The 20,095-nt window shown below is 60.8% G+C and carries 20 protein-coding genes; 16 read left to right on the forward strand and 4 right to left on the reverse strand.

The window, feature by feature from the left end; genetic code table 11:
- Window positions 1–102: 102 nt before the first annotated feature.
- A complete protein-coding gene (locus tag ACOYXJ_RS22970) occupies window positions 103–996 on the forward strand; it encodes a DMT family transporter (RefSeq protein WP_102898967.1) in 894 nt (297 codons plus the stop codon).
- 3 nt (window positions 997–999) lie between these two features.
- Here the strand turns inward: ACOYXJ_RS22970 and ACOYXJ_RS22975 are convergent, their stop codons facing one another.
- Both ACOYXJ_RS22975 and ACOYXJ_RS22980 read right to left on the reverse strand, forming a co-directional pair.
- Window positions 1,000–2,040 (reverse strand): FUSC family protein, encoded by a 1,041-nt coding sequence (locus tag ACOYXJ_RS22975; RefSeq protein WP_460373010.1) that lies wholly within the window; start codon window positions 2,038–2,040, stop codon window positions 1,000–1,002.
- A 46-nt stretch (window positions 2,041–2,086) separates the two neighbouring features.
- The gene (locus tag ACOYXJ_RS22980) at window positions 2,087–3,712 is read right to left on the reverse strand and encodes an NADP-dependent glyceraldehyde-3-phosphate dehydrogenase (protein WP_150708450.1); all 1,626 of its coding nucleotides are present in this window, start codon (window positions 3,710–3,712) and stop codon (window positions 2,087–2,089) included.
- 370 nt (window positions 3,713–4,082) lie between these two features.
- Here ACOYXJ_RS22980 and ACOYXJ_RS22985 point away from each other — a divergent pair, with 370 nt between their 5' ends.
- The 14 genes from ACOYXJ_RS22985 to ACOYXJ_RS23050 all read left to right on the forward strand — a co-directional run bounded on the left by ACOYXJ_RS22985 (window position 4,083) and on the right by ACOYXJ_RS23050 (window position 18,269).
- Window positions 4,083–4,436 (forward strand): c-type cytochrome, encoded by a 354-nt coding sequence (locus tag ACOYXJ_RS22985; protein ID WP_460371634.1) that lies wholly within the window; start codon window positions 4,083–4,085, stop codon window positions 4,434–4,436.
- Between the two features lie 76 nt (window positions 4,437–4,512).
- Window positions 4,513–5,841: a D-arabinono-1,4-lactone oxidase gene (locus tag ACOYXJ_RS22990; RefSeq protein WP_460373012.1), complete on the forward strand. Its 1,329-nt coding sequence runs from the start codon at window positions 4,513–4,515 to the stop codon at window positions 5,839–5,841.
- Between the two features lie 74 nt (window positions 5,842–5,915).
- On the forward strand, window positions 5,916–7,124 hold the full coding sequence (locus tag ACOYXJ_RS22995; RefSeq protein WP_460373014.1) for a DSD1 family PLP-dependent enzyme: 1,209 nt from the start codon (window positions 5,916–5,918) through the stop codon (window positions 7,122–7,124).
- Between the two features lie 260 nt (window positions 7,125–7,384).
- On the forward strand, window positions 7,385–7,996 hold the full coding sequence (locus ACOYXJ_RS23000) for a transposase (protein WP_007915478.1): 612 nt from the start codon (window positions 7,385–7,387) through the stop codon (window positions 7,994–7,996).
- Between the two features lie 56 nt (window positions 7,997–8,052).
- Window positions 8,053–9,651 carry a ShlB/FhaC/HecB family hemolysin secretion/activation protein gene (locus tag ACOYXJ_RS23005; RefSeq protein ID WP_460371637.1) on the forward strand — a complete coding sequence of 533 codons (1,599 nt, stop codon included), beginning with the start codon at window positions 8,053–8,055 and terminating at the stop codon, window positions 9,649–9,651.
- A 12-nt stretch (window positions 9,652–9,663) separates the two neighbouring features.
- On the forward strand, window positions 9,664–11,463 hold the full coding sequence (locus ACOYXJ_RS23010; protein ID WP_460371639.1) for a DUF2341 domain-containing protein: 1,800 nt from the start codon (window positions 9,664–9,666) through the stop codon (window positions 11,461–11,463).
- An 11-nt stretch (window positions 11,464–11,474) separates the two neighbouring features.
- Window positions 11,475–11,900 carry an ExbD/TolR family protein gene (locus ACOYXJ_RS23015; RefSeq protein WP_007915482.1) on the forward strand — a complete coding sequence of 142 codons (426 nt, stop codon included), beginning with the start codon at window positions 11,475–11,477 and terminating at the stop codon, window positions 11,898–11,900.
- Window positions 11,901–11,903: 3 nt separating this feature from the next.
- Window positions 11,904–12,608 carry an energy transducer TonB family protein gene (locus ACOYXJ_RS23020; protein WP_460371641.1) on the forward strand — a complete coding sequence of 235 codons (705 nt, stop codon included), beginning with the start codon at window positions 11,904–11,906 and terminating at the stop codon, window positions 12,606–12,608.
- A 39-nt stretch (window positions 12,609–12,647) separates the two neighbouring features.
- The gene (locus ACOYXJ_RS23025; RefSeq protein ID WP_460371643.1) at window positions 12,648–14,345 is read left to right on the forward strand and encodes a putative porin; all 1,698 of its coding nucleotides are present in this window, start codon (window positions 12,648–12,650) and stop codon (window positions 14,343–14,345) included.
- A gap of 17 nt (window positions 14,346–14,362) precedes the next feature.
- Window positions 14,363–14,992, forward strand: a complete 630-nt coding sequence (locus tag ACOYXJ_RS23030; RefSeq protein WP_150792601.1) for a DNA repair protein — start codon at window positions 14,363–14,365, stop codon at window positions 14,990–14,992.
- A gap of 17 nt (window positions 14,993–15,009) precedes the next feature.
- Window positions 15,010–15,480: a YbjN domain-containing protein gene (locus ACOYXJ_RS23035; protein WP_150792602.1), complete on the forward strand. Its 471-nt coding sequence runs from the start codon at window positions 15,010–15,012 to the stop codon at window positions 15,478–15,480.
- Entirely contained in the window at window positions 15,477–16,424 is a 948-nt protein-coding gene (locus tag ACOYXJ_RS23040) for a peptidylprolyl isomerase (protein ID WP_460371645.1), read from the forward strand. Before ACOYXJ_RS23035 ends, ACOYXJ_RS23040 begins: the two co-directional genes overlap by 4 nt.
- A 155-nt stretch (window positions 16,425–16,579) precedes the next feature.
- Window positions 16,580–17,560, forward strand: coding sequence for a LysR substrate-binding domain-containing protein (locus ACOYXJ_RS23045; protein ID WP_460371647.1), 981 nt, complete (start codon window positions 16,580–16,582; stop codon window positions 17,558–17,560).
- A 190-nt stretch (window positions 17,561–17,750) separates the two neighbouring features.
- A complete protein-coding gene (locus ACOYXJ_RS23050; RefSeq protein ID WP_150792605.1) occupies window positions 17,751–18,269 on the forward strand; it encodes a GNAT family N-acetyltransferase in 519 nt (172 codons plus the stop codon).
- A gap of 1 nt (window position 18,270) precedes the next feature.
- Here the strand turns inward: ACOYXJ_RS23050 and ACOYXJ_RS23055 are convergent, their stop codons facing one another.
- Entirely contained in the window at window positions 18,271–18,963 is a 693-nt protein-coding gene (locus ACOYXJ_RS23055) for an aspartate/glutamate racemase family protein (RefSeq protein ID WP_460371649.1), read from the reverse strand.
- Window positions 18,964–19,175: 212 nt separating this feature from the next.
- On the opposite strand from ACOYXJ_RS23055, the gene ACOYXJ_RS23060 reads away from it, so the two are divergent.
- Complete coding sequence (locus tag ACOYXJ_RS23060) at window positions 19,176–19,667, forward strand: hypothetical protein (RefSeq protein WP_460371651.1); 492 nt, start codon at window positions 19,176–19,178, stop codon at window positions 19,665–19,667.
- 192 nt (window positions 19,668–19,859) lie between these two features.
- Here ACOYXJ_RS23060 and ACOYXJ_RS23065 read toward each other — a convergent pair whose 3' ends face one another.
- The gene (locus ACOYXJ_RS23065; protein ID WP_016983187.1) at window positions 19,860–20,078 is read right to left on the reverse strand and encodes a hypothetical protein; all 219 of its coding nucleotides are present in this window, start codon (window positions 20,076–20,078) and stop codon (window positions 19,860–19,862) included.
- Window positions 20,079–20,095 lie beyond the last annotated feature (17 nt).

Below are 20,095 nucleotides of genomic sequence, written 5' to 3' on the forward strand. Positions count from 1 at the left end.
AAAGGCAGATCTGCAGTTTAGCCTGCCTTTTACTCTGGAGCGATGCCGTGTTCGCTTGGCATACTTTTGTCACGCTTTCGCCAAATGCTGAGGAGATTGAAGATGGACAACCCGATCCGTCGCGGCTCATTTGAAATGACCGCTGCCATGCTGATATCCGGGACGATTGGCTGGTTCGTGCTGGTTTCCGGGCAAGCGGTTCTGGACGTGGTGTTCTGGCGCTGCGTATTCGGTGCCGCTACCTTGCTGTTGATTTGCGCGGCATTCGGTTTTCTGCGGCCGGGCATTCTGACCCGTACGACATTCTGGCTGGCGGTGCTCAGCGGGATGGCGATTGTCGGAAACTGGGTGCTGCTGTTTGCTTCGTACTCGCGGGCTTCAATCGCCATTGGCACTGCGGTATACAACGTGCAGCCGTTCATGCTGGTCGGTTTGGCGGCACTGTTTCTCGGCGAAAAAATAACCGTGCAGAAGCTGTTCTGGCTGGCAATTTCATTTATGGGGATGCTGGCGATTGTCAGCGCCCATGGTCAGCAAGGCAACAGCGGTAACGACTATCTGGTGGGAATTGCCCTGGCGTTGGGTGCGGCTTTTCTCTATGCAATTGCAGCGTTGATCATCAAGCGTTTGACCGGCACACCGCCACATCTGATCGCATTGATCCAGGTCTGCACTGGCGTGCTGCTGCTCGCACCGTTCGCGCATTTTTCCGCACTGCCGCCAACACCGGGGGCGTGGGCCAGTCTGGTGACGCTGGGCATCGTTCATACCGGTTTGATGTATGTGTTGCTGTACGGTGCCATCCAGAAATTGCCGACGGCGCTCACTGGCGCACTGTCCTTCATTTACCCGATTGCAGCGATTTTTGTCGACTGGTTCGCGTTCGGTCATCGCTTGCAGACTTTGCAATGGCTAGGTGTGGCGGCGATTCTCCTCGCGGCCGCTGGCATGCAGCAGGGCTGGGGCTTCAAGGCGCGTCGACTGGCTGCGCAATAAACCTCAGATGTTCCAGCGCGGTGCGGTTTTGGCCAGGCGCTGGCGCATCTCGGCGATGTTCGCCGCAAGTTGCCGGGTCAACAGGCGATAGCCGTCCAGCGCGCTGTAGACCGGCGCATCAAGGCTGGCGTCCGGTAACGCCAGCGAACGATCAAGGCGCTGTATCGCACCGGATTTCAAGGCGCGGGCCATGCCGATCAATTGCACGCGGATCATGCGGTGTTCGGCCTTCAACGCTGATTGCAGATGAGCCATGGCTTCGGGGTCGTTGGCATCGGGGCGGGTGTTGCCGAGGATTTCCAGGGTGCTGATGCACATGCGCAGGTTGCGCTGGATCGCATCGAGTTCGGTCATGGAGATCTTTACTTCCTTGGACACCGACGGCATCAGCGAACGCAATTGCACCATCACCGCGCTCAAACGGCTCATCAGCTTCAGGTGCTCGTCGGCACTGACCGGCTGGCCGTTGATGATTCGACTGTATACCGTCGCGCAATTGCGCAAGGCATCGGCCAGGTTGTAGCGCCACGAGTACACCGCGTACAGCGGCAGAGCGAAGGAGAACGCCAGCGCCAGCGCAATACCGATGAGAATGTCGACGCCACGCCACAAACCGTCGGTGATCGGGTTGTCGCCATGCCCGGCGACAATGAATACGGTAATTGCCGAGAGCAGGGCGGTATAGCCGCCCTTGCCGATGGCGTGATAGGAGAAGAAGCCACAGACCACCGCCATCGCAAAGTAGGTCAGCCATGGCATGCCGAGCCACGCATGCTGCGCCACCAGTAACAAACCGACGCCGGCGCCAATCAAAGTACCGGTCGCGCGCTCGGCGGCTTTCTTGCCGATGTTGCCGTGGTGCTGCAAACCGCCGATGACCACCAGCATGGTCACCGATGCCCACTCACCGTGGGGCAGGTTGATGCCGGTGGTCAGCACAATCGTCGCCAGCAACCCCAATGCCACCCGCACCGCGTGGATCAATCGGGCGTGTCGGTAGCGGCGATACGGGTCCAGGAGCGGACGCAGAATTCGACGCAACAGTGGCGGCAGTCGGTAGGTGCTGAACGTACTCAGTGCAAGGCCCTCGTCAGAAGATGTAGTCGGTGGTCAGGAAGCTTGAATCACGACCGCGAATGATCTCGCTGATCAGATCCTTGTTGCTGTCCTGGAACTTGGTTGCCACCAGTGTGCGGATCGAAAACACCCGCAATGCATCATGTACTGACAGCGTACCTTCTGCGGAATTCTTGCGGCCATTGAACGGGTAGGTATCCGGACCGCGCTGGCACTGAGCATTGAGGTTGATCCGCCCGACCTGGTTGGCGAATGTGTCGACCAGCCGTCCGACTGCCACCGGGTTGGTGCCGAAGATGCTCAACTGCTGGCCGAAATCCGACTCCAGCACATAGTCGATCACGGTATCGAGATGACGGTATGGCACGATCGGCACCACCGGGCCGAACTGTTCTTCCTGATAGACACGCATCTGCGGGTTCACCGGGTACAGCACCGCCGGGTAGAAGAACGACTCGCGGGATTCGCCGCCATTGGGGTTGACCACTTCGGCGCCTTTGCTGCGCGCATCCGCCACCAGACCATGCAGATAATCGACCTTGCCCGATTCCGGCAGTGGCGTCAGCGACACACCGCTGTCCCACGGCATGCCCGGCTTCAGCGTGGCCAGTTTGGCGTTGAATTTCTCGATGAAGCTGTCGACCACGTCTTCATGCACGAAGAGGATTTTCAGTGCGGTGCAGCGCTGGCCGTTGAACGACAGCGAGCCAGTCACTGCTTCGCTGACAGCGTTGTCGAGATCGACTTCCGGCAAGACGATGCCCGGGTTCTTCGCGTCAAGACCCAGCGCAGCACGCAGGCGGTGCGGTTTCGGGTGCAGTTTCTTCAGATCGCTGGCGGCCTTGTTGGTGCCGATGAAGGCGAAGATGTCGATCTTGCCGCTGGCCATCAGTGCGCTGACAGTTTCACGGCCGCTGCCGTAGATGACGTTGATCACGCCGGTGGGGAAGCTGTCGCGGAAGGCTTCGAGCAGCGGGCGAATCAGCAGCACGCCGAGCTTGGCCGGTTTGAACACCACGGTGTTGCCCATGATCAGCGCCGGAATCAGCGTGGTGAAGGTTTCGTTCAGCGGATAGTTGTAAGGGCCCATGCACAGGGCGACGCCGAGCGGCACGCGGCGGATCTGCCCGAGGGTGTCCTGCTCCAGCTCGAAACGGCTGGAGCGGCGGTCGAGTTCCTTGAGCGCATTGATGGTATCGACGATGTAGTCGCAGGTACGGTCGAACTCTTTTTCCGAGTCTTTGAGGTTCTTGCCGATTTCCCACATCAGCAACTTCACCACGGCTTCGCGCTGCTGGCGCATGCGGCCGAGGAAGGCTTCGACGTGCTGGATGCGTTCGGCCACGCGCATGGTCGGCCACAGGCCCTGGCCGCGGTCGTAGGCACGCACGGCAGCGTCGAGGGCCGTGAGCGCGGTGTCGGCGTCGAGCAGCGGCGTGCTGCCGAGGATGACTTGCTCGTCGCCGTTGTCACCTTTCAGGTAGACCGGACTGCGCACGGTGGCGAGCGGGCCGTCCCAGCGGCGCAACTGGCCGTCGACCAGGTATTCGCGTTGCTCGACCTGAGCGTCGAGGCGGTATTTTTCCGGGATGTCGCTGACAGAAGGGAACAGATTGCCAAGGATGTTTGCTGTGGTCATGTCGCTACCCCGTGTTGATGTCCGCATGCAGATCAAAAAGTCTCTAAAGGTTATACGCCTGAATGCGCCGGAATTTAAACCCGCAAATGTCACCCGAATGTCACGCAGAGGCGCAAAACAGAGCTTCAAGGAGAGCACGAAACCGCTGGCCTGATCGCTCCCACGCTCCGCGTGGGAATGCCTCAAGGGACGCTCCGCGTTCCAAGCGGACGCAGAGCGTCCGGGGCTGCATTCCCACGCAGAGCGTGGGAACGATCATCGGGGGAGAGGGCAGGGCTGGCCCCGTTTGCCCCCCTCTCTGGCCTGCAATGCCCTCAACCCGCTGCAGCTGCTGCCTTAATGTGTGAGCACAACAATAAGCGAGGCCGTTATGCGGGCAATCCGACTCACTCTACTGCTGGCGTTGGCCATGATGCTGCCCGGTTGCGGCGATGAACCCCAGCCCGTGGTCACCACGACCAACGCGACCCCCAAAGACCCGGCACTGGCGCAGATCTACGCCAACAGCTGCCAGCTCTGCCACGCCAACCCCGCCGCCAATGCGCCGCTCACCGGTGATCGCAAAGCCTGGGAGCCGCGCATCCGGCAGGGCAGCGACACGCTGCTCGACCACGCCATCAACGGCTACAACGGCATGCCGCCGATGGGCCAGTGCGTCGAGTGCAGCGAAGAGCAGTTTTTGCAACTGATCGGCTTCATGGCCGACCAAGCCCTCCCAGAATAAGGTGCCCGGCATGACCATGGATCTGACTCGGCGTCAGTTGTTGCAGCGGGCAAGCATTGTCAGCGCCTTCAGTGCGCTGGCCAGCAACCCGGCATTGGGACAATTGCTGCGCGCGCCACGGCTGATCCCCTGGCGTAACTGGTCGGGCGGGCAGAGTTGCCTGCCTGCGGCGCGACTGGCGCCGAAGAACCTCGATGAGCTGGTGGCAGCGATAAAGCAGGCACAAGGCAAGATCCGTCCGGTCGGCTCGGCACATTCCTTCAGTGCACTGGTGCCCACCGATGGCACGCTTTTGTCGCTGAGTTACTTCAATGGTTTGCTCGATCACGATGCGAAAACCCTGCAAGCCGAATTCGCCGCCGGCACACCGATGTCACGCATGGGCCTGCCGCTGAAAGACATTGGTCAGGCCCTGCAAAACATGGCCGATATCGATTACCAGACCCTCGCCGGAGCCATTGCGACGTCGACTCACGGCACCGGCAAAAACTTCCAGTCCTACTCGGCGCACGTCTGCGGCATGCAACTGGTGACGGCTAATGGCGAAGTGTTGGACTGCGACAGCCAACGGCATCCGGAAGTATTCAACGCCGCCCGGGTTTCTCTCGGCGCCCTCGGCGTGGCGACGAAAATCCGCCTGCAAAACCGCCCGGCCTATCGCCTGCGCGAACGCCAGTGGATCGCCAAGACTGAAGAGCTGCTGGAGGACATCGACAACCACACCCGTGAAAACCAACACTGGGAAATGCTTGTCGTCACGCATTCTGACTACGCCTTGTCCATTGCCCTCAACGAAACCGACGACCCGGCGAAACCGCCGATCAGCCCGGAAGAAGAGGGCGGCAACGAGTTCGTCACTCTGATCGAAAAGATCGACAAGTACGGCAGCGACTTCCCCGACCTGCGCCGCACGCTGCTCAACAACTTGCGTCATCTGGCCAGTTTCGATGACCGCGTCGGCGACTCGTTCGACATCTACGCCAACGTGCGCACCGTGCGTTTCAATGAAATGGAATATTCGGTCCCGGCCGAATACGGCCCAGCGTGCCTGCGCGAAATTCTCAAGCTGATTCAGGACAAGGATCTGCGCACCTGGTTTCCCATCGAGTACCGCTACGTCAAGGCGGATAACATTCCGTTGAGCATGTTCGAAGGGCGCGACAGCTGTTCGATTTCGGTGCATCAGCACTACCAGATGGATCATCACAACTTCTTTGCCGCGGTCGAGCCGATCTTCTGGAAGTACAACGGCCGGCCGCACTGGGGCAAGTTGCACACGCTCAACGCGAAGAACCTGCAACCGCTGTACCCGCGATGGCGCGAATTTATCGATGTGCGCCAGGCCCTGGATCCTAGCGGGCGGTTGCTCAATGCGCATTTGTCGTCGATTCTGGGGGTGAGCTGATGGCGGTCAATCGACGTAATTTTCTTCTCGGTACGTTGGGTGTCGGCGCTCTCTTGGTCGGTGTTGGCGCGTGGTTGCGCCCGGGGGATCACGGCGCGCCGTACAGCGACTATTTCCTCGCGCTGAACAAAGAATTGAAGGACAACGGGCCAATGCGCCCGGTGCTGCTGATCGACCTGGATCGGCTCGATCACAACATCGATGTGGTGATGCAATCGGTCAAACGCGGCGGCAAGCAATTGCGTTTGGTTGAGAAGTCGCTGCCATCGCCGGGACTGTTGAGCTACATCGCGCAACGTGCCGGAACGCAGAAGCTGATGTCGTTTCATCAGCCGTTTCTCAATCACGATGCGCAGGTTTTTCCGCAGTCCGACATTCTGCTGGGCAAGCCATTGCCGGTGCGTTCGGCGGAGCTGTTCTATCAATCGCACAAAGGCTCGTTCGATCCCGCGAAGCAACTGCAATGGCTGCTCGACGGCGCCGAACGATTGCAGCAATACCTGCAACTCGCACAGGGTGCGGGCACGCGGATGCGCATCAACATTGAGCTGGATGTCGGTCTGCATCGCGGTGGGGTCAGCGACCTCAACGTACTGGGGCAGATGCTCACGCTGATCAGCGCCAACCCGCAGCATCTGGAATTCGCCGGCTTCATGGGTTACGACCCGTTCGTGGGTATGGGCGTGCCGGGGATTCTCGGCTCACCGGAGGAACTGTTCGCCAAGGTCATGGCGATTTATCAGCGCTGCGTCGATTTCACCCGGCAGCAGTTTCCCGCGTTGTGGCATGACGGCTTGTGCCTGAACACCGCCGGCAGCCCGAGTTATCGCATTCACGAAAACGAGAAGCTCAGCAGCGAAGTGTCGGTGGGCACGGCGATGCTCAAACCGACGCACTATGATTTGCCATCGCTGACCGAGCATGTGCCCGCGACCTATATCGCCACGCCCGTGTTGAAAAGCACTGGCGCGGTGAATATTCCGGCGCTGGATGACAAGTCGAAGCTGTTTTCGTGGTGGGACCAGAATCAGCGCCAGACCTTCTTCATCTACGGCGGTAACTGGATGGCCGAGTTCGAATCGCCCGCTGGTTTGCAAAGCAACGGCGTGTATGGTCGCAGCTCCAATCAGGAAATGGTCAACGGCTCCAGTGCCGTCGGCCTCACTGTGGAAGACCAGGTGTTCCTGCGCCCGACCCAGACCGAAGCCGTACTTCTGCAATTCGGCGATTTGCTCGCCGTGCGCAACGGCAAAATCGTCGACACCTGGCCCGTCTACACCTGACCCGCATCACTACAAATCCCCTGTAGGAGTGAGCCTGCTCGCGATAGCGTCCTGTCAGTTGATATTTATTTGGCTGACACACCGCTATCGCGAGCAGGCTCACTCCTACATTGGATGTGTGTACACCCATACGACGTAATGAAGCTTTTATGACAAAAGTTCGGTAGCACATCGCCAGTCCGGTCATGCCTATGTAACGCGCTTGAGGGGCCCAACGGGGCGCTTTTCACAAGCCGAGGCGGGACGCCGGGAGTGAGGCAATGGGGACTATGGAACGCTACTCGAAAGTGGGCATGCAGGAACTCGATCAACGCCTGTCGAAGATCGTCGAAGCCGCGCGCAAGAAGCCGGTTTCGGTGTATCGCTACGGCGCGCCGTGGGTCTGGATTGTCTCGCAGGATGACTGGCAGGGCGCCTTGAAAGAGGTGTCGAGCTACATTCCGCCGGGCCATTCGCTGGTGTTGCTGCGCCCGCAGATCGACGATTTGCTCGACGCCCACCGCGAGCTCCTGCATGACCTCAATGCCGAACCCGGCATGCTGATCCCCGCGCAAACCGTGATGCACATCCTGCTCCTGCAACTGCTGTATTCGGTGCCCAGCGAGCAGCAACTGTATGAACAGCTCAATTACAACCTGCTGTTCCGCTGGTTCGTCGGCCTCGGCCTGAACCAGAAAGTCTGGAGCTTCAACGCCCTTAGTCGCGACATCGCCACGTTGCTCAACGAGCCACGGGCGGTGCTGCTCATTCAAAAAATCATCGGCGAAGTGTTCTGCGGTGCCTTGCTGCAAATGCCCGAGTTCTCGCTGAACTTCGCGCTTTTGCACACATGGCTGGGCAAACACGCCTGCGCCTCGACAGCCAGCAATTGACGCCATACACGCGGCGTTCGAAACGCCAACAGGTCATCGCGAATTCAGGGGGTAGTGTGGAACCGATTTTCAAGTCACGGCTGGCGCTGTGGGGCTGGCTGCTGGTGACGGCGGGCGTGCAGCCGGCATTGGCCGAAGAGGCTGCCGAAAACGCAGCGGCGCAACGTCTGGTCGACGTCAACGAGTACTTCGTACGCGGCAACACCGTGCTCGATGCGCGGGCGATTGAAGAAGCGGTGTACCCGTTTCTTGGTCCGCAAAAAGCCCTCACGGATATCGAAGGTGCTCGGGACGCGCTGCAAAAGGCCTATCAGGAGCGTGGCTATCAGTCAGTGTTCGTCGAGCTGCCGGAACAAGCCGTGGCCGACGGCATCGTCTACCTGCAAGTCAGCGAAACCAAGGTCGGCCGGGTGCGTGTGGTCGGCGCCAAACACTATTCGCCGCTGGACATCCGCGACGACGTTCCGGCATTGAAAGAAGGCGAGGTGCCGGACTTCGCCAAGGTCCAGGGCGAGCTCGCACAGCTCAACAAGACCCCGGGCCGGCAAGTGATGCCGCTGGTGCGCGAAGGCCAGCGCCCCGGCACCATGGACGTCGATTTGCAGGTCGAAGACCAGAACCCATGGACCGCCAGCGTCGGCCTCAACAACGACTACAGCGCCGACACGGAAAAGCTGCGCACCGTCACCAGCCTTGGTTACAACAACCTTTGGCAACTTGGCCACAGCGTCAACCTGACGTTCTTCACCGCACCGCAGGAAACCGATAACGCCAAGGTTTGGTCCGGCTCCTACACTGCGCCGCTGACCGAGCGCTGGAGCGTGCAGTTTTCCGGTTACCAGTCCGACAGCAACGTCGCCACCATCGGCGGCAGCAACGTGCTCGGCAAGGGCCACAGCTACGGTGTGTCGGCGATTTATACGCTGCCCTCCAGCGGTAATTGGTCGAACTCGCTATCCGCCGGCATCGACTTCAAGGACTTCGACGAACGTCTGACCCTGTCCGGCGAGAGCGACAAAGTCCCGTTGCAATACGCACCGTTCACCTTCGCCTACAACGGCTACCGCTACACCGAGAAGAGCCAGCTCGGCCTCGGCCTGAGCCTCGTGGCCGCGACCCGCAGCATCTTCGGCTACGGTAGTTCCGACGAAGATTTCGACTACAAACGCTACCGCGCCAAACCCAGTTTCGCCGTGCTCAAGGGCGACACCAATTACACCTGGACCTTCGACAGCGATTGGCAGAGCGCAAGCAAAGCCGCGTTCCAGTTGGCCTCGGGACCACTGGTTTCCAACGAACAATTCTCAGCCGGTGGCGCCACTTCAGTACGCGGCTATCTGGCCGCCGAACGCACCGGCGATGACGGCTTGCTGCTCAGCCAGGAAGTGCGCACGCCGTCGCTGGCCAAGTACGCCGGCACTTGGATGCAGGACTGGCGTTTCTATGCCTTCGCCGAAGGCGCGCAACTGTATCTGCGCGACGAACTGCCGGATCAGGACGCCAATTACGCCTTGGCCAGCGTCGGCCTCGGCACCCGCGCCAGCCTGAGCAAATGGCTGTCCGGCAGCCTCGACTGGGGCTACCCGCTACTCGAAGGGCCGAACACCTCGAAACAGGAATCGCGCCTGCACTTCAACCTTCAAGCCACTTTTTAAAGGAGCACGTTCATGCAGCGCCTCATTCTTTCGTTGTTGATCTGCCTGGGCTTCGTGCTCCCGGCCACGGCTCAGGCCTGGTGGCAGGACGACTGGCATTACCGCAAACAGATCGCTGTCGACACCACGCCACAAGGAGCGGCGATCAATCAGGCTCTCGGTCGCACGGCGCTGTTGGTGCGCCTGCACACCGGTAACTTCACCTTCGACGGGGTCAAGGAGGACGGTTCGGATCTGCGCTTTGTCGCTGCCGATGACAAAACCGTGCTCAACCACCAGATCGAGAGTTTCGACGCACTGATGGGCATGGCGCTGATCTGGGTCGATGTGCCGAATGTCGAGGGCGCTCAGCGCCAGGACATCTGGATGTACTACGGCAATCAGAAGGCGCCGGCGACCGGCAACGGCCAACTGACGTTTGATCCGAATTACACCGCGCTGTATCACTTCGACGGCGCCACCGGCACCCCGGCCAAAGACACCACCGCTTACGGCAACACCGCGCAAAGCGCCACCGGCGCGGTGATTGACGGCGTCGTCGGGCGCGCCTTGCAGTTCAGCGGCCAGCCGTTGTTGCTGCCGGCCAGTCCTTCGCTGCAGCACGGCGCCGGCAGTGCGTTCACCTTTAGTGCCTGGTTGCGTCTGGATCAGGCCAATGGCGAGCAACTGATTCTCGCTCGCCGTGAAGGCGCCAACAGTTTGCTGATCGGCGCCAACCAAGGTGTGCCGTTTGTAGAAATCGATGGCCAACGTGCCGTCGCCACACAAGCGCTGAATCCGGGCCAATGGCAACACGTTGCGCTGACCGCTGAAGGCGCCAAAGTCACGCTGTACATCAATGGCCACGAAGGCACGACGCTCGCTCAGGCGATGCCGGCCTTCAACTCGGTCATGGCCATTGGCGCTGACCTGCACGAAGGCCCGTTCCAGCCGTTCGTGGGCGCTATCGATGAATTGCGCCTGTCGAAGGTTTCACGCCCGGCCGCGTTGCTGCTGGCCGACGCGACTTCGCAAGGCGCCGAATCAAAACTGGTCGCTTACGGTGTCGACGAAGAACAGTCCGGTTTCGGTTTCGGCAGCCTGGGCTTCCTGCTCAACGCCGTGCCGATCGACGCCTGGGTGATCATCGCCGTGCTGGTGCTGATGATGTTCCAGTCGTGGATCATCATGCTGCGCAAGAACCGCAGCCTCAGCCGCGTGTCTGCGGCCAACGAAGATTTCCGCGTGCAGTTTGCCAAGGTCGGCACGCGCCTGGAGATGTTTGCCGACGACGCGCAACTCGCCCAGCGTTTGCAGCATTCGTCGCTGTGGCGCCTGTATCTGGTGGCGGTCAAAGAGATCCGCACCCGCCGCGAGCAGGGCGCTGATACCTCGTCAGTTTCCGCAGCGACCATCGAAGCCATCCGCTGCTCCATGGACGGCGTGCGCACCCGCGAAAACCAGCAACTCAGCTCGAAACTCTCGACCCTGTCCAACGCCATCGCCGGTGGCCCGTACATCGGCCTGCTCGGCACCGTGCTGGGGATCATGGTGGTGTTCCTCGGCACGGCGATGGCCGGCGACGTCAACATCAACGCCATCGCGCCCGGCATGGCTGCCGCTTTGCTGGCCACGGCGATGGGCCTGTTCGTCGCGATCCCGGCGCTGTTTGGCTACAACCGCCTGATCACCCGCAACAAGGAAGTCAGCGCCGACATGCGCGTGTTCGTCGACGAGTTCATCACCCGTCTGGCGGAGATGCACGGCGAGAGCCAGTTCAGTGAGGCGTCGCATCAGCGCGGCCATCACGCCAACCACTCCGTACCGGCCTGAGGAGCACTGACATGGCGTCTGTAAATGCCTCCCACGACGATGACGAAGATGCCGCGGTGGACAGCATCAACATCACCCCGCTGGTCGACGTGCTGATGGTGGTGCTGGTGATGTTCATCCTCACCGCCACCGCGCAGGTTTCCGGGATCCAGATCAACCTGCCCAAGGCCAGCGCTTCGGTGTCGCTGTCCGAGGCCAAGACCAAGGCGATTTCGGTCAACGACGGCGGCCAGGTGTTCCTCGACGCTTACCCGGTGACGCTGGCCGAGCTGGAAGAACGCCTGCGCATCGAGAAGGCGCAGAGCCCGGATTTTCCGGTGATCGTGCGCGGCGACGCGACGGTGCAATACCAGAAAGTCATCGAAGTGCTGGATCTTCTGCGCCGGCTCGAACTGTCCCAGGTCGGTCTCGTCACCGGCAAACCGAGTCAGGGCTGAGTCATGACCGCACAACTCCCGATCGAGCCGCTGCTGGTGAAAAAGCCAGCGCTGCGTTACGCGAAGTGGGGCGCCGGCGTGCTGATCGGCGCGCTCGCCGCGTGGTTCCTCTGGCAGTGGGCCAACGACATGAGCGGCATCCGCCGCGAAGCGCCGAAGGTGCCGACAATCATTCCGTTGCCGCCACCGCCACCACCGCCGCCGGAAAAACCGCCAGAACCAGAAACTCCGGTGGAAGAAAAAGTCGTCGAGCCTGAGCCAACGCCGGAGCCAGAAGAGGTCAAGCCCGAGGAAGAAGCGCCGCCATCACCGGCGGACGATCTGGCCAACCCAATGCAAATGGACGGCGATGCGCAATCCGGCAACGACGCCTTCAACATCGGCGCGGGCAAGGGCGGCGGCATGGCCGGGGCCGGCGGCGGACGTTTGGGCACGGGTACGTACAGCCAGTTCCTGGCGTTCACCTTCCAGCGTTTGCTGCGCGAGAACCCCGAGCTGCGCAACCTCGCGTTCTCGTTGCAGGCCGATGTCTGGCTGAGCAGCGTCGGCGAGATCACCCGCGTCGAGCTGATCAAGTCGAGCGGCAACCCCGAGATCGATACGCAAGTTCTGGCGGCGCTGCGCGGTGCTCCGGCCCTCAGCGAACGGCCACCGGCCTCCATCACTTTGCCTGTGCGCCTGTCCCTGCAAGGGCGGCGTCCGGGTTAATTCATTTATTTACGCTTTGGCAAAAGGAGTTGTGTGCAGATGATTTCCAACGTGAATCGATTGTCCCTGGCGGTCGGCATGGTCATTGCGACCCTGGTCGGTCAGGCCGCGGCAGCGCCTGCGCCATCGGAGAACGCCACGATCAATCTGATCCGCTTGCTGGTCGAGCAGGGCATTTTGAAACAGGACAAGGCCGATGCGCTGATCGCTCAGGCGCAGAACGAAGCGGCGCAGGCTAAACAAGCAGCGGCATCCACCGCTGTGGCGGCGGGGCCAGTGGCGGCGCCGGGCGACGTCCGTGTGCAATACGTGCCGGCCGCGGTGCGCGACCAGATCCGTGATCAGGTCAAAGCCGAGGTCATGGCCACCGCCAAACAGGAAAACTGGGCCGCGCCCAACAGCTTCCCGGAGTGGGCGGCGCGCATCAGTTTCGACGGCGACATTCGCTTGCGCAACGAATCGCGCTACTACTCGGACAGCAACAGCAACGAGATCGTCGACTTCGCCAAGCTCAACAACAACGGCCCGTACGACGTAAACCCCAACAGCAGCACCAATCTGCCGCCGCTGCTCAACACCCGCGAAGACCGCACCAATCAATTCCGTATCCGTGCGCGGCTGGGCATGAAAGCCGAGATCTCGCCGCAATGGACTGCGGGTATCCGCATCGGCACCGGCTCGGACAACAACCCGGTGTCGACCACGCAGAACCTCGGCGGCGGTTTCGCCAAAAAGGACATCTGGCTCGATCAGGGCTACCTGAACTGGAAGCCTACGGATGAATTGACCCTGACCGGCGGGCGCTTCGCCAACCCGTTCATGTCCACCGACATGCTCTATTCCAACGACTTGAACTTCGACGGCGTGGCAGCGATTTTCGACCACAAGCTCAACCGCGATTGGGGCGTGTTCGGCACCGTCGGTGCGTTCCCGGTGGACTACACCAACGACACCGCCAGCAGCAACGGCTTCGACAAGGAAGAGAGCGACAACAAGTGGCTGTACGGCGCGCAGATCGGCGCCAAGTGGGCGATCAACAGCAACAACCGCTTGAAAGGTGCGCTGGCTTACTACCGCTTCGATGACATTCAAGGTCAGCGCTCCAGCCCTTGCGAACCGTGGGCCGGCGCACCGGGCTGTGACAGCGATGGCAGCCGCGCGGCGTTCATGCAGAAGGGCAACAGCGTGTTCCTGCTGCGCGACATCACGCCGAACCCGCTTAACCCGACCACCACGCCGCAGCCGCAGTTTGTTGGTCTTGCTTCGGAATTCAATCTGCTGGATCTGAACATGGTGTGGGATGCCGACCTGCCGGAAGATTTCAAACTGCGCAGCCAGGGCAACTACATCCACAACCTCGCCTACGACGAAGGCGATATGCGCAAGCGTTCGGCCGGGCAGATCGTCAACAACCTCGACAGCAACGGCGATATCGAAAGCGGCGCCAATGCGTGGATGGTGCAGTTCACCCTCGGCAGCGCGCTGGACCTGAAAAAGCAGGGCGACTGGAACATGTTCGCTGGCTACAAGTACATCCAGCCAGATGCCTTGCCGGACGGCTTCAACGACTCCTCGTTCCACCTCGGCGGCACCAACGCCAAAGGTTATTTCATCGGCGGCAACTACGGTCTGGCGAAGAACGTTTACGCCACCGGTCGCTGGATGAGCACCGAAGCGGTGTACGGCGCGCCGTTCGACATCGACGTCTTGCAGCTTGAGATCAACACGCGCTTCTAAGGCGCCGGGAGAGGGTTATGAAAACGCGTTTGTTGTGGCTGAGCCTCGGCTTGTTGTGCGCTACCGGTGCGAATGCCGAAGGCATGGAAGAACGCCTGCGCACGCAATTGCGCAGCACCACGCAGCAGTTGCAGGCCCTGCAAAGTCAGCAAGCCCAGGCCAGCGCCGCGCAACTCGCGGCGCAGAACGAAGCCAAGGCTGCGCAGGCGCAAATCAAGCAATTGAGCGCCGAACTGGCCAAGGCCAAAGGCGTCGCTGAGCAACTGGCCGGGCAGCAGCAGAGCCTGCACAGCCAGGCGCAGGCGCAAGTGGCAGCCAGCGCCGAGCAGACCGGCAAGTTCAAAAAGGCCTATGACGAGTTGCTGGTCATGGCCCGTGCCAAAGAGGCAGAACGGTCTAAGCTTCAAGCGCAATTGACTGAACGTGACACACAAGTGCAGCAATGTTCAGTCAAGAATCAGCAGATGTACGGCGTCGCCAAACAGATCCTCACTGCCTACGAAAACATCGACGTGGCCGAGGTGATGAAGATCCGCCAGCCCTTCGCGGGCAGCGCCCGGGTCAAGTTCGATGAACTGGCCCAGGGGTTTGGTGACGAGCTTTACAAGACTCAATTCGACGCGCCGCAAGCCGCGCTCTCGCACTGATAAACAAGGAAGAAGTAATGACTCAATTGATCAGCCATGTTTCCCCACAATCCCTGACCGACGTCCTGCAAGCCGCCGGTTATCGCGTCAACCAGACCGAACAGAACGGCATCGTCCAGTTGCTCAGCGCCAGCCAGGGCATCGGCTACGCCGTGCGTTTCGGCAACCCGGCGGTGGAGCAGGGCAGCTACGTCGACTTCACTTTCAGCTGTGCGCTGCGGGTGCAGGGTGAGTTGCCACAGGGTGTGGCCGAGCAGTGGAACGCCAGCCGCCGGTTTGCGCGGTTGTCGTTGCAGGGCGAGTTTCTGGTGATGGAAATGGATGTGGTGGTGGCGGCAGGCGTGAGCAACGATCACCTGCGTGGCAACCTGGAGTTGTGGGATCGTCTGTTGCAGGAGTTCATCGTTTATCTGCGTGATTTCACTCAAGCCGCGCAAGCATCTACCGCGAAAGCCGCCGTCGCCGAGCAAGAGGAAGTCGCGCTGTGAAAAAGCCTGCCATGGTGATCAGCGCTGCGGCAGTGGCGCTGTTGGTGGTGGCCGTGGCGCTGGTGGTGCGGCCGGGCAGTGACCCGGTCGCCGCCCAGCAATCGTCGCCGCTGGCGGCGGTTGCTGCGGGGCCGGCGGTGGCGCGCTTGGGTAATCAGCAGGTGACCCCTGCGGAACTTCAGGCGTTGCTGGCGACAGTCCCGCCAGAGACCCGCGAACAATTACGCGGCAATCGTGAAGCGCTGGAACGCTGGATTCGCACGCGGCTGGCCGAGAAAGCGGTGCTGGAGCAGGCTGATGCGCAGGGTTGGGCGCAGCGTCCGGAAGTTGCGCGGCAGACTCGCGCGGCGACTGAACAGATTGTCTTCCGCGATTACTTGCGTTCGGTCAGTCAGGTGCCGACGGATTATCCGAGTGCGGCTGAATTGCAGCAGGCTTATGACGCGGGCAAAGCGAATTGGCAGACACCGGCGTTGTATCGGGTCAGTCAGATTTTCCTTGGGGTGAATGATCCGCAGACGCTTGAAGCGGTGCGCAAGCAGGCGCTTGAACTGAGCAAGAAAGCGCAGGCGACGCCGGCAGAATTTGCTGCACTGGCGACGCAGTATTCGCAGGATCGCGTCACCGCTGAACGCGGCGGCGATAGTGGCCTGCAACCGTTGCAGCAACTGGTGCCGGAGGTGCGAGGCGCCGTGGCGCGGCTCAAGGTCGGCGCGGTTTCCGATCCCGTGCAAAGTGCTGCCGGATTCCACGTGATCAAACTCACCGAGCAACAGCCTGCACGCACCGCAACCTTCGATGAACTGCGCGATCAGCTAACCGAGGCCTTGCGTGCGCAGCGGCAGGAACAGATTGCCCAAGCGTATCTGGACGGCATGCTCAACACCGCGACACTCAGCATCGACGGCGCCGAACTCAACCAAGTCCTAGAGGAAAAACACTGATTTCACCTACACCACAACCCCTGTAGGAGTGAGCCTGCTCGCGATAGCGGTGTGTCAGGTTAAGAAATGTCGACTGACACACCGCTATCGCGAGCAGGCTCACTCCTACAAGGAATTGCGTAAAGGCAACTACAAAGATCGACAGGGAGTCATCGATGTCATTCACCGAACCCGCAGGACGACAGGGCAACCCCGATTACCACTGGCCCCATGACCACAGCGAACCGTGGCTCGCTCACGCCGCCACCATCGACAGCGACGTCGCCCAATACTTTCTGGTCAGCGCCCGCTGCGGCTGCTTCATGCAAGCCGCACGCAGCCTCAACGTACGCTCGACGTTGCTGCGCAAACAACTGGCGCAGCTCGAACAAGAACTGCAACACACCCTGTTCAGCTTCCAGGGCAGCGCCCTAAGCCTGACCCGCGAAGGCCAGCAATTGCAGGCCAAACTGATAGCGCTGGCCAACGAACGCAAACTCCCGGTGATCGAACAACCGCTGATTCGCCTCGCCGTCGCCGAATCGATCCTGCACGACATTCTCGGCCGCGACCTCATCGCACTGCTGCGCCGCAACGCCAGCGTACGCCTGGAAATCATCGCGCTGGACAGTGAACTGTCACTGCGCGCCGTCAGCGCCGACGTCGTCCTCTGGCTCGCCCACGGCGAAACCCCATACCCCGGCCCGACCTTCGCCACCAGCGAACCGCAACCACTGGCGCGCCTCGACTACCTGCCGCACATCGCCAAACGCTACTCCCGCGTCACCGCGCGCCCGGATACGCCTGATGACCTTGCCGATTTCATGCTGGTGCAATGGCAACATGATCGGCAGATCGACAGTTTTCGACCTTGGAATGAACTGGTTGAACAGCGTCTGGCCGGGGTGGTGCAGATGCAGTCTTATGAATTGATGCTGGAGATGATCCGCTGCAGCGCGTGCATTGGTTTGCTGCCGGCGTACATGAGCCGCTTCGACCGTGGCCTGATTGCGCTACCGGGGCTGTTCGAGGAACCGATGCAATTGCAGGCGTGGCTGGCGGTCAACGCGGACTCACAAAATATCAGCGAAGTCCAAACCCTGACCGACCTCATCCACCACACCTTCAACGAACGCCACGAATGGTTCCAGCCCTGACGCATTCCTCCTGTGCTCGATTCCCCTTGTGGGAGCGAGCCTGCTCGCGAAAGCAATCTGACATTCAACATATCTGTTGCCTGATACACCGCTTTCGCGAGCAGGCTCGCTCCCACATTTTGATATTCGCCAGACAGCGGTTTATCGGTTTAGAGTGGTCAGCCACACATCGATCCAGGAAGGATCCGCCATGCCCGACCACAACGCCGCCATTCACATCGAACGCTTCGGCGAGTCGCACCTCGAGGCTGTCACTGCGCTGTACAACGAGCGAGCCGTCACCCGGCAGGTGTTGCAGATGCCGTTTCAGTCCGTCGACGTCTGGCGCCAACGGCTGCTGGCGGAAAATGAACGGGTGTTGAAGCTGGTCGCGCTACATCAGGGCGTGGTGATCGGCCATCTGGGGCTGGAAAACTATTCCCGGATTCGTCGCAGCCACGCCGGCAGCGTCGGTATGGCAGTCGCCGGGGCGTGGCAGGGCAAAGGCGTGGGGTCGAAGCTGTTGGCGGCGGCGCTGGATGTGGCCGACAACTGGATGAATCTGCACCGCGTCGAACTCTCGGTTTACGCCGACAATGAGGCCGCCATCGCGCTCTACCGCAAATTCGGTTTCGAAACCGAAGGCCTGTTTCGCGATTACGCGGTGCGCGACGGGCAGTGGGTCGACACCCTGAGCATGGCCCGCCTGCGCAATCGGCCGAAAACCTGACTCAATCGCCCAGCGCGAACGCCACCGCCGACTGTGCATGCAGTTCGGTGGTGTCGAGCAGGGGCAGGGCGCTGTGTTCGGGTTTGATCAACATGCCGATTTCGGTGCAGCCGAGGATGATTGCCTGAGCGCCGCGCGCGGTGAGGGATTCGATCACCCGCTGATAGATTTCTCGCGACTGATCGCTGATCACACCGACGCAGAGTTCGTCGTAGATGATCCGGTGCACGTCCTTGCGCTCTGTTTCGTCCGGCACCAATACGGTCAAACCCTTGGCGACCAGGCGTTGTTTGAGAAAGTCCTGTTCCATCGTGAATGCCGTACCGAGCAATCCCACCGTGCGTGCGTCGATCGACAGGGCAGCCTGCGCGGCCGGTTCGGCAATGTGTAGAAACGGAATGCTGATCGCCGCCTGAATCTGTTCGGCGACCTTGTGCATGGTGTTGGTACACAGCACCACGCATTCGGCGCCGCCAGCTTCGAGCCTGCGCGCAGCATCGACCAGAATCGCCGCCGCATCGTCCCAGCGCCCGGCGTGCTGGGCCTGTTCGACTGGGCCGAAGTCGACGCTGTACATCAGCAATTGCGCCGAGCGCAACGGGCCGAGACGATCACGGACTTGCTGATTGATGAGTCGATAGTATTCGGCGCTGGATTCCCAGCTCATGCCGCCGATCAGGCCGATGGTGCGCATTGGATGTCCTCAGGCAAATGACAGTGTCGAGCGTTCAGGTCTGCCCGGAGTTTCCTTTTCTTCATGCTTCGATGCCAGCAGCAAGTGACTGTACTGCTGATCTTTCACCCAAGTGTCATGGTGCTTCATCGGACTTGGTGCAGGTTAAACGTACGCAGCGGCTGGTATCTGCCACTATCGAGTATTGCAGGTCCTTTCCGAGGTACACCGCTATGGACGACGTACAACAATTGGGCGAGATGCTTCGTCATTACGCCGAGAGCGAAGCGCACAAGAAGCAACTGTTCGAAACACAGTCAGCGGTCTGGGCCACGCGGATTACCGCGCTGTTCGGCGATATTCAGCAATGGCTGGAACCGGTGCAGGCGCCGAATCTGCTGGAGGTAAATCGCGAGGCGTACGTCGCGTTCGGGCCGAGCACACCGGTGGAAACCTCGACCTTCAAGACTGAGAAACTGAGCATTGTGATTGCCGGCAAACCGGTGGAGTTCGTGCCGGATGTGATGGGCAGTGCGGGGCAGATTTCGCTTGCGGTGATGGGGCTGACGGCGGCGCGTTATGGCAGCATTTCGTTGGTGGGACTGGCGAATGGTGAGTGGCAGTGGCGCAAGACCAATGGGCTGAAGGATCCGGATACGTTTGCCTTTGATGCCAACTTCCTCGCCCAGCAGTTGCAGAGCCTGATTCCGCGCGAGCGCGGTTAAGATCAAAGGCTTACCCCCTCACCCCAGCCCTCTCCCCCAAGGGGGGCGAGGGGGAAAGGGAGCAGACCGAGTGTTGTTCAAAACCTGAGTTCGACTCGAAATTTCCGGTCGGTGTAATTCGAAAGCACAACTCGGTCAGTTCCCTCTCCCTCCGGGAGAGGGCTAGGGTGAGGGCAACCCGACTGACACCCCTCACATATCGAGATTGACCCACCCCGGCTTCGCCACCTCCGGCGCCACCGCTTTCACGGTTTTACCGGTAGCCAGCTCCACCCGCCGCGCCACCTCCGGGTCATCGGCAAACGGCACCATACTCGCCTCATCCAGACTGTCCGCCGTCTCTCGCCGCAAGCAGTACTCCACCGCCAGCCACAGAAACACCACGCCCAACACATCAAAGAAAATCTCCATCACGAGCGGCTCCCTGC

The organism is Pseudomonas sp. Tul2A7 (genome assembly GCF_054790505.1).

Bases quoted from the DNA above. Each gene is read 5' to 3' on its own strand.
- ACOYXJ_RS23035 (WP_150792602.1), top strand. From the start codon at position 15,010: ATGACTCAATTGATCAGCCATGTTTCCCCACAATCCCTGACCGACGTC.
- ACOYXJ_RS23065 (WP_016983187.1), bottom strand. From the start codon at position 20,078: ATGGAGATTTTCTTTGATGTGTTGGGCGTGGTGTTTCTGTGGCTGGCG.
- ACOYXJ_RS23045 (WP_460371647.1), top strand. From the start codon at position 16,580: ATGTCATTCACCGAACCCGCAGGACGACAGGGCAACCCCGATTACCAC.
- ACOYXJ_RS22970 (WP_102898967.1), top strand. From the start codon at position 103: ATGGACAACCCGATCCGTCGCGGCTCATTTGAAATGACCGCTGCCATG.
- ACOYXJ_RS23060 (WP_460371651.1), top strand. From the start codon at position 19,176: ATGGACGACGTACAACAATTGGGCGAGATGCTTCGTCATTACGCCGAG.
- ACOYXJ_RS23015 (WP_007915482.1), top strand. From the start codon at position 11,475: ATGGCGTCTGTAAATGCCTCCCACGACGATGACGAAGATGCCGCGGTG.
- ACOYXJ_RS22985 (WP_460371634.1), top strand. From the start codon at position 4,083: ATGCGGGCAATCCGACTCACTCTACTGCTGGCGTTGGCCATGATGCTG.
- ACOYXJ_RS23055 (WP_460371649.1), bottom strand. From the start codon at position 18,963: ATGCGCACCATCGGCCTGATCGGCGGCATGAGCTGGGAATCCAGCGCC.
- ACOYXJ_RS23020 (WP_460371641.1), top strand. From the start codon at position 11,904: ATGACCGCACAACTCCCGATCGAGCCGCTGCTGGTGAAAAAGCCAGCG.
- ACOYXJ_RS22980 (WP_150708450.1), bottom strand. From the start codon at position 3,712: ATGACCACAGCAAACATCCTTGGCAATCTGTTCCCTTCTGTCAGCGAC.
- ACOYXJ_RS23030 (WP_150792601.1), top strand. From the start codon at position 14,363: ATGAAAACGCGTTTGTTGTGGCTGAGCCTCGGCTTGTTGTGCGCTACC.
- ACOYXJ_RS23050 (WP_150792605.1), top strand. From the start codon at position 17,751: ATGCCCGACCACAACGCCGCCATTCACATCGAACGCTTCGGCGAGTCG.
- ACOYXJ_RS23000 (WP_007915478.1), top strand. From the start codon at position 7,385: ATGGGGACTATGGAACGCTACTCGAAAGTGGGCATGCAGGAACTCGAT.
- ACOYXJ_RS23025 (WP_460371643.1), top strand. From the start codon at position 12,648: ATGATTTCCAACGTGAATCGATTGTCCCTGGCGGTCGGCATGGTCATT.
- ACOYXJ_RS23010 (WP_460371639.1), top strand. From the start codon at position 9,664: ATGCAGCGCCTCATTCTTTCGTTGTTGATCTGCCTGGGCTTCGTGCTC.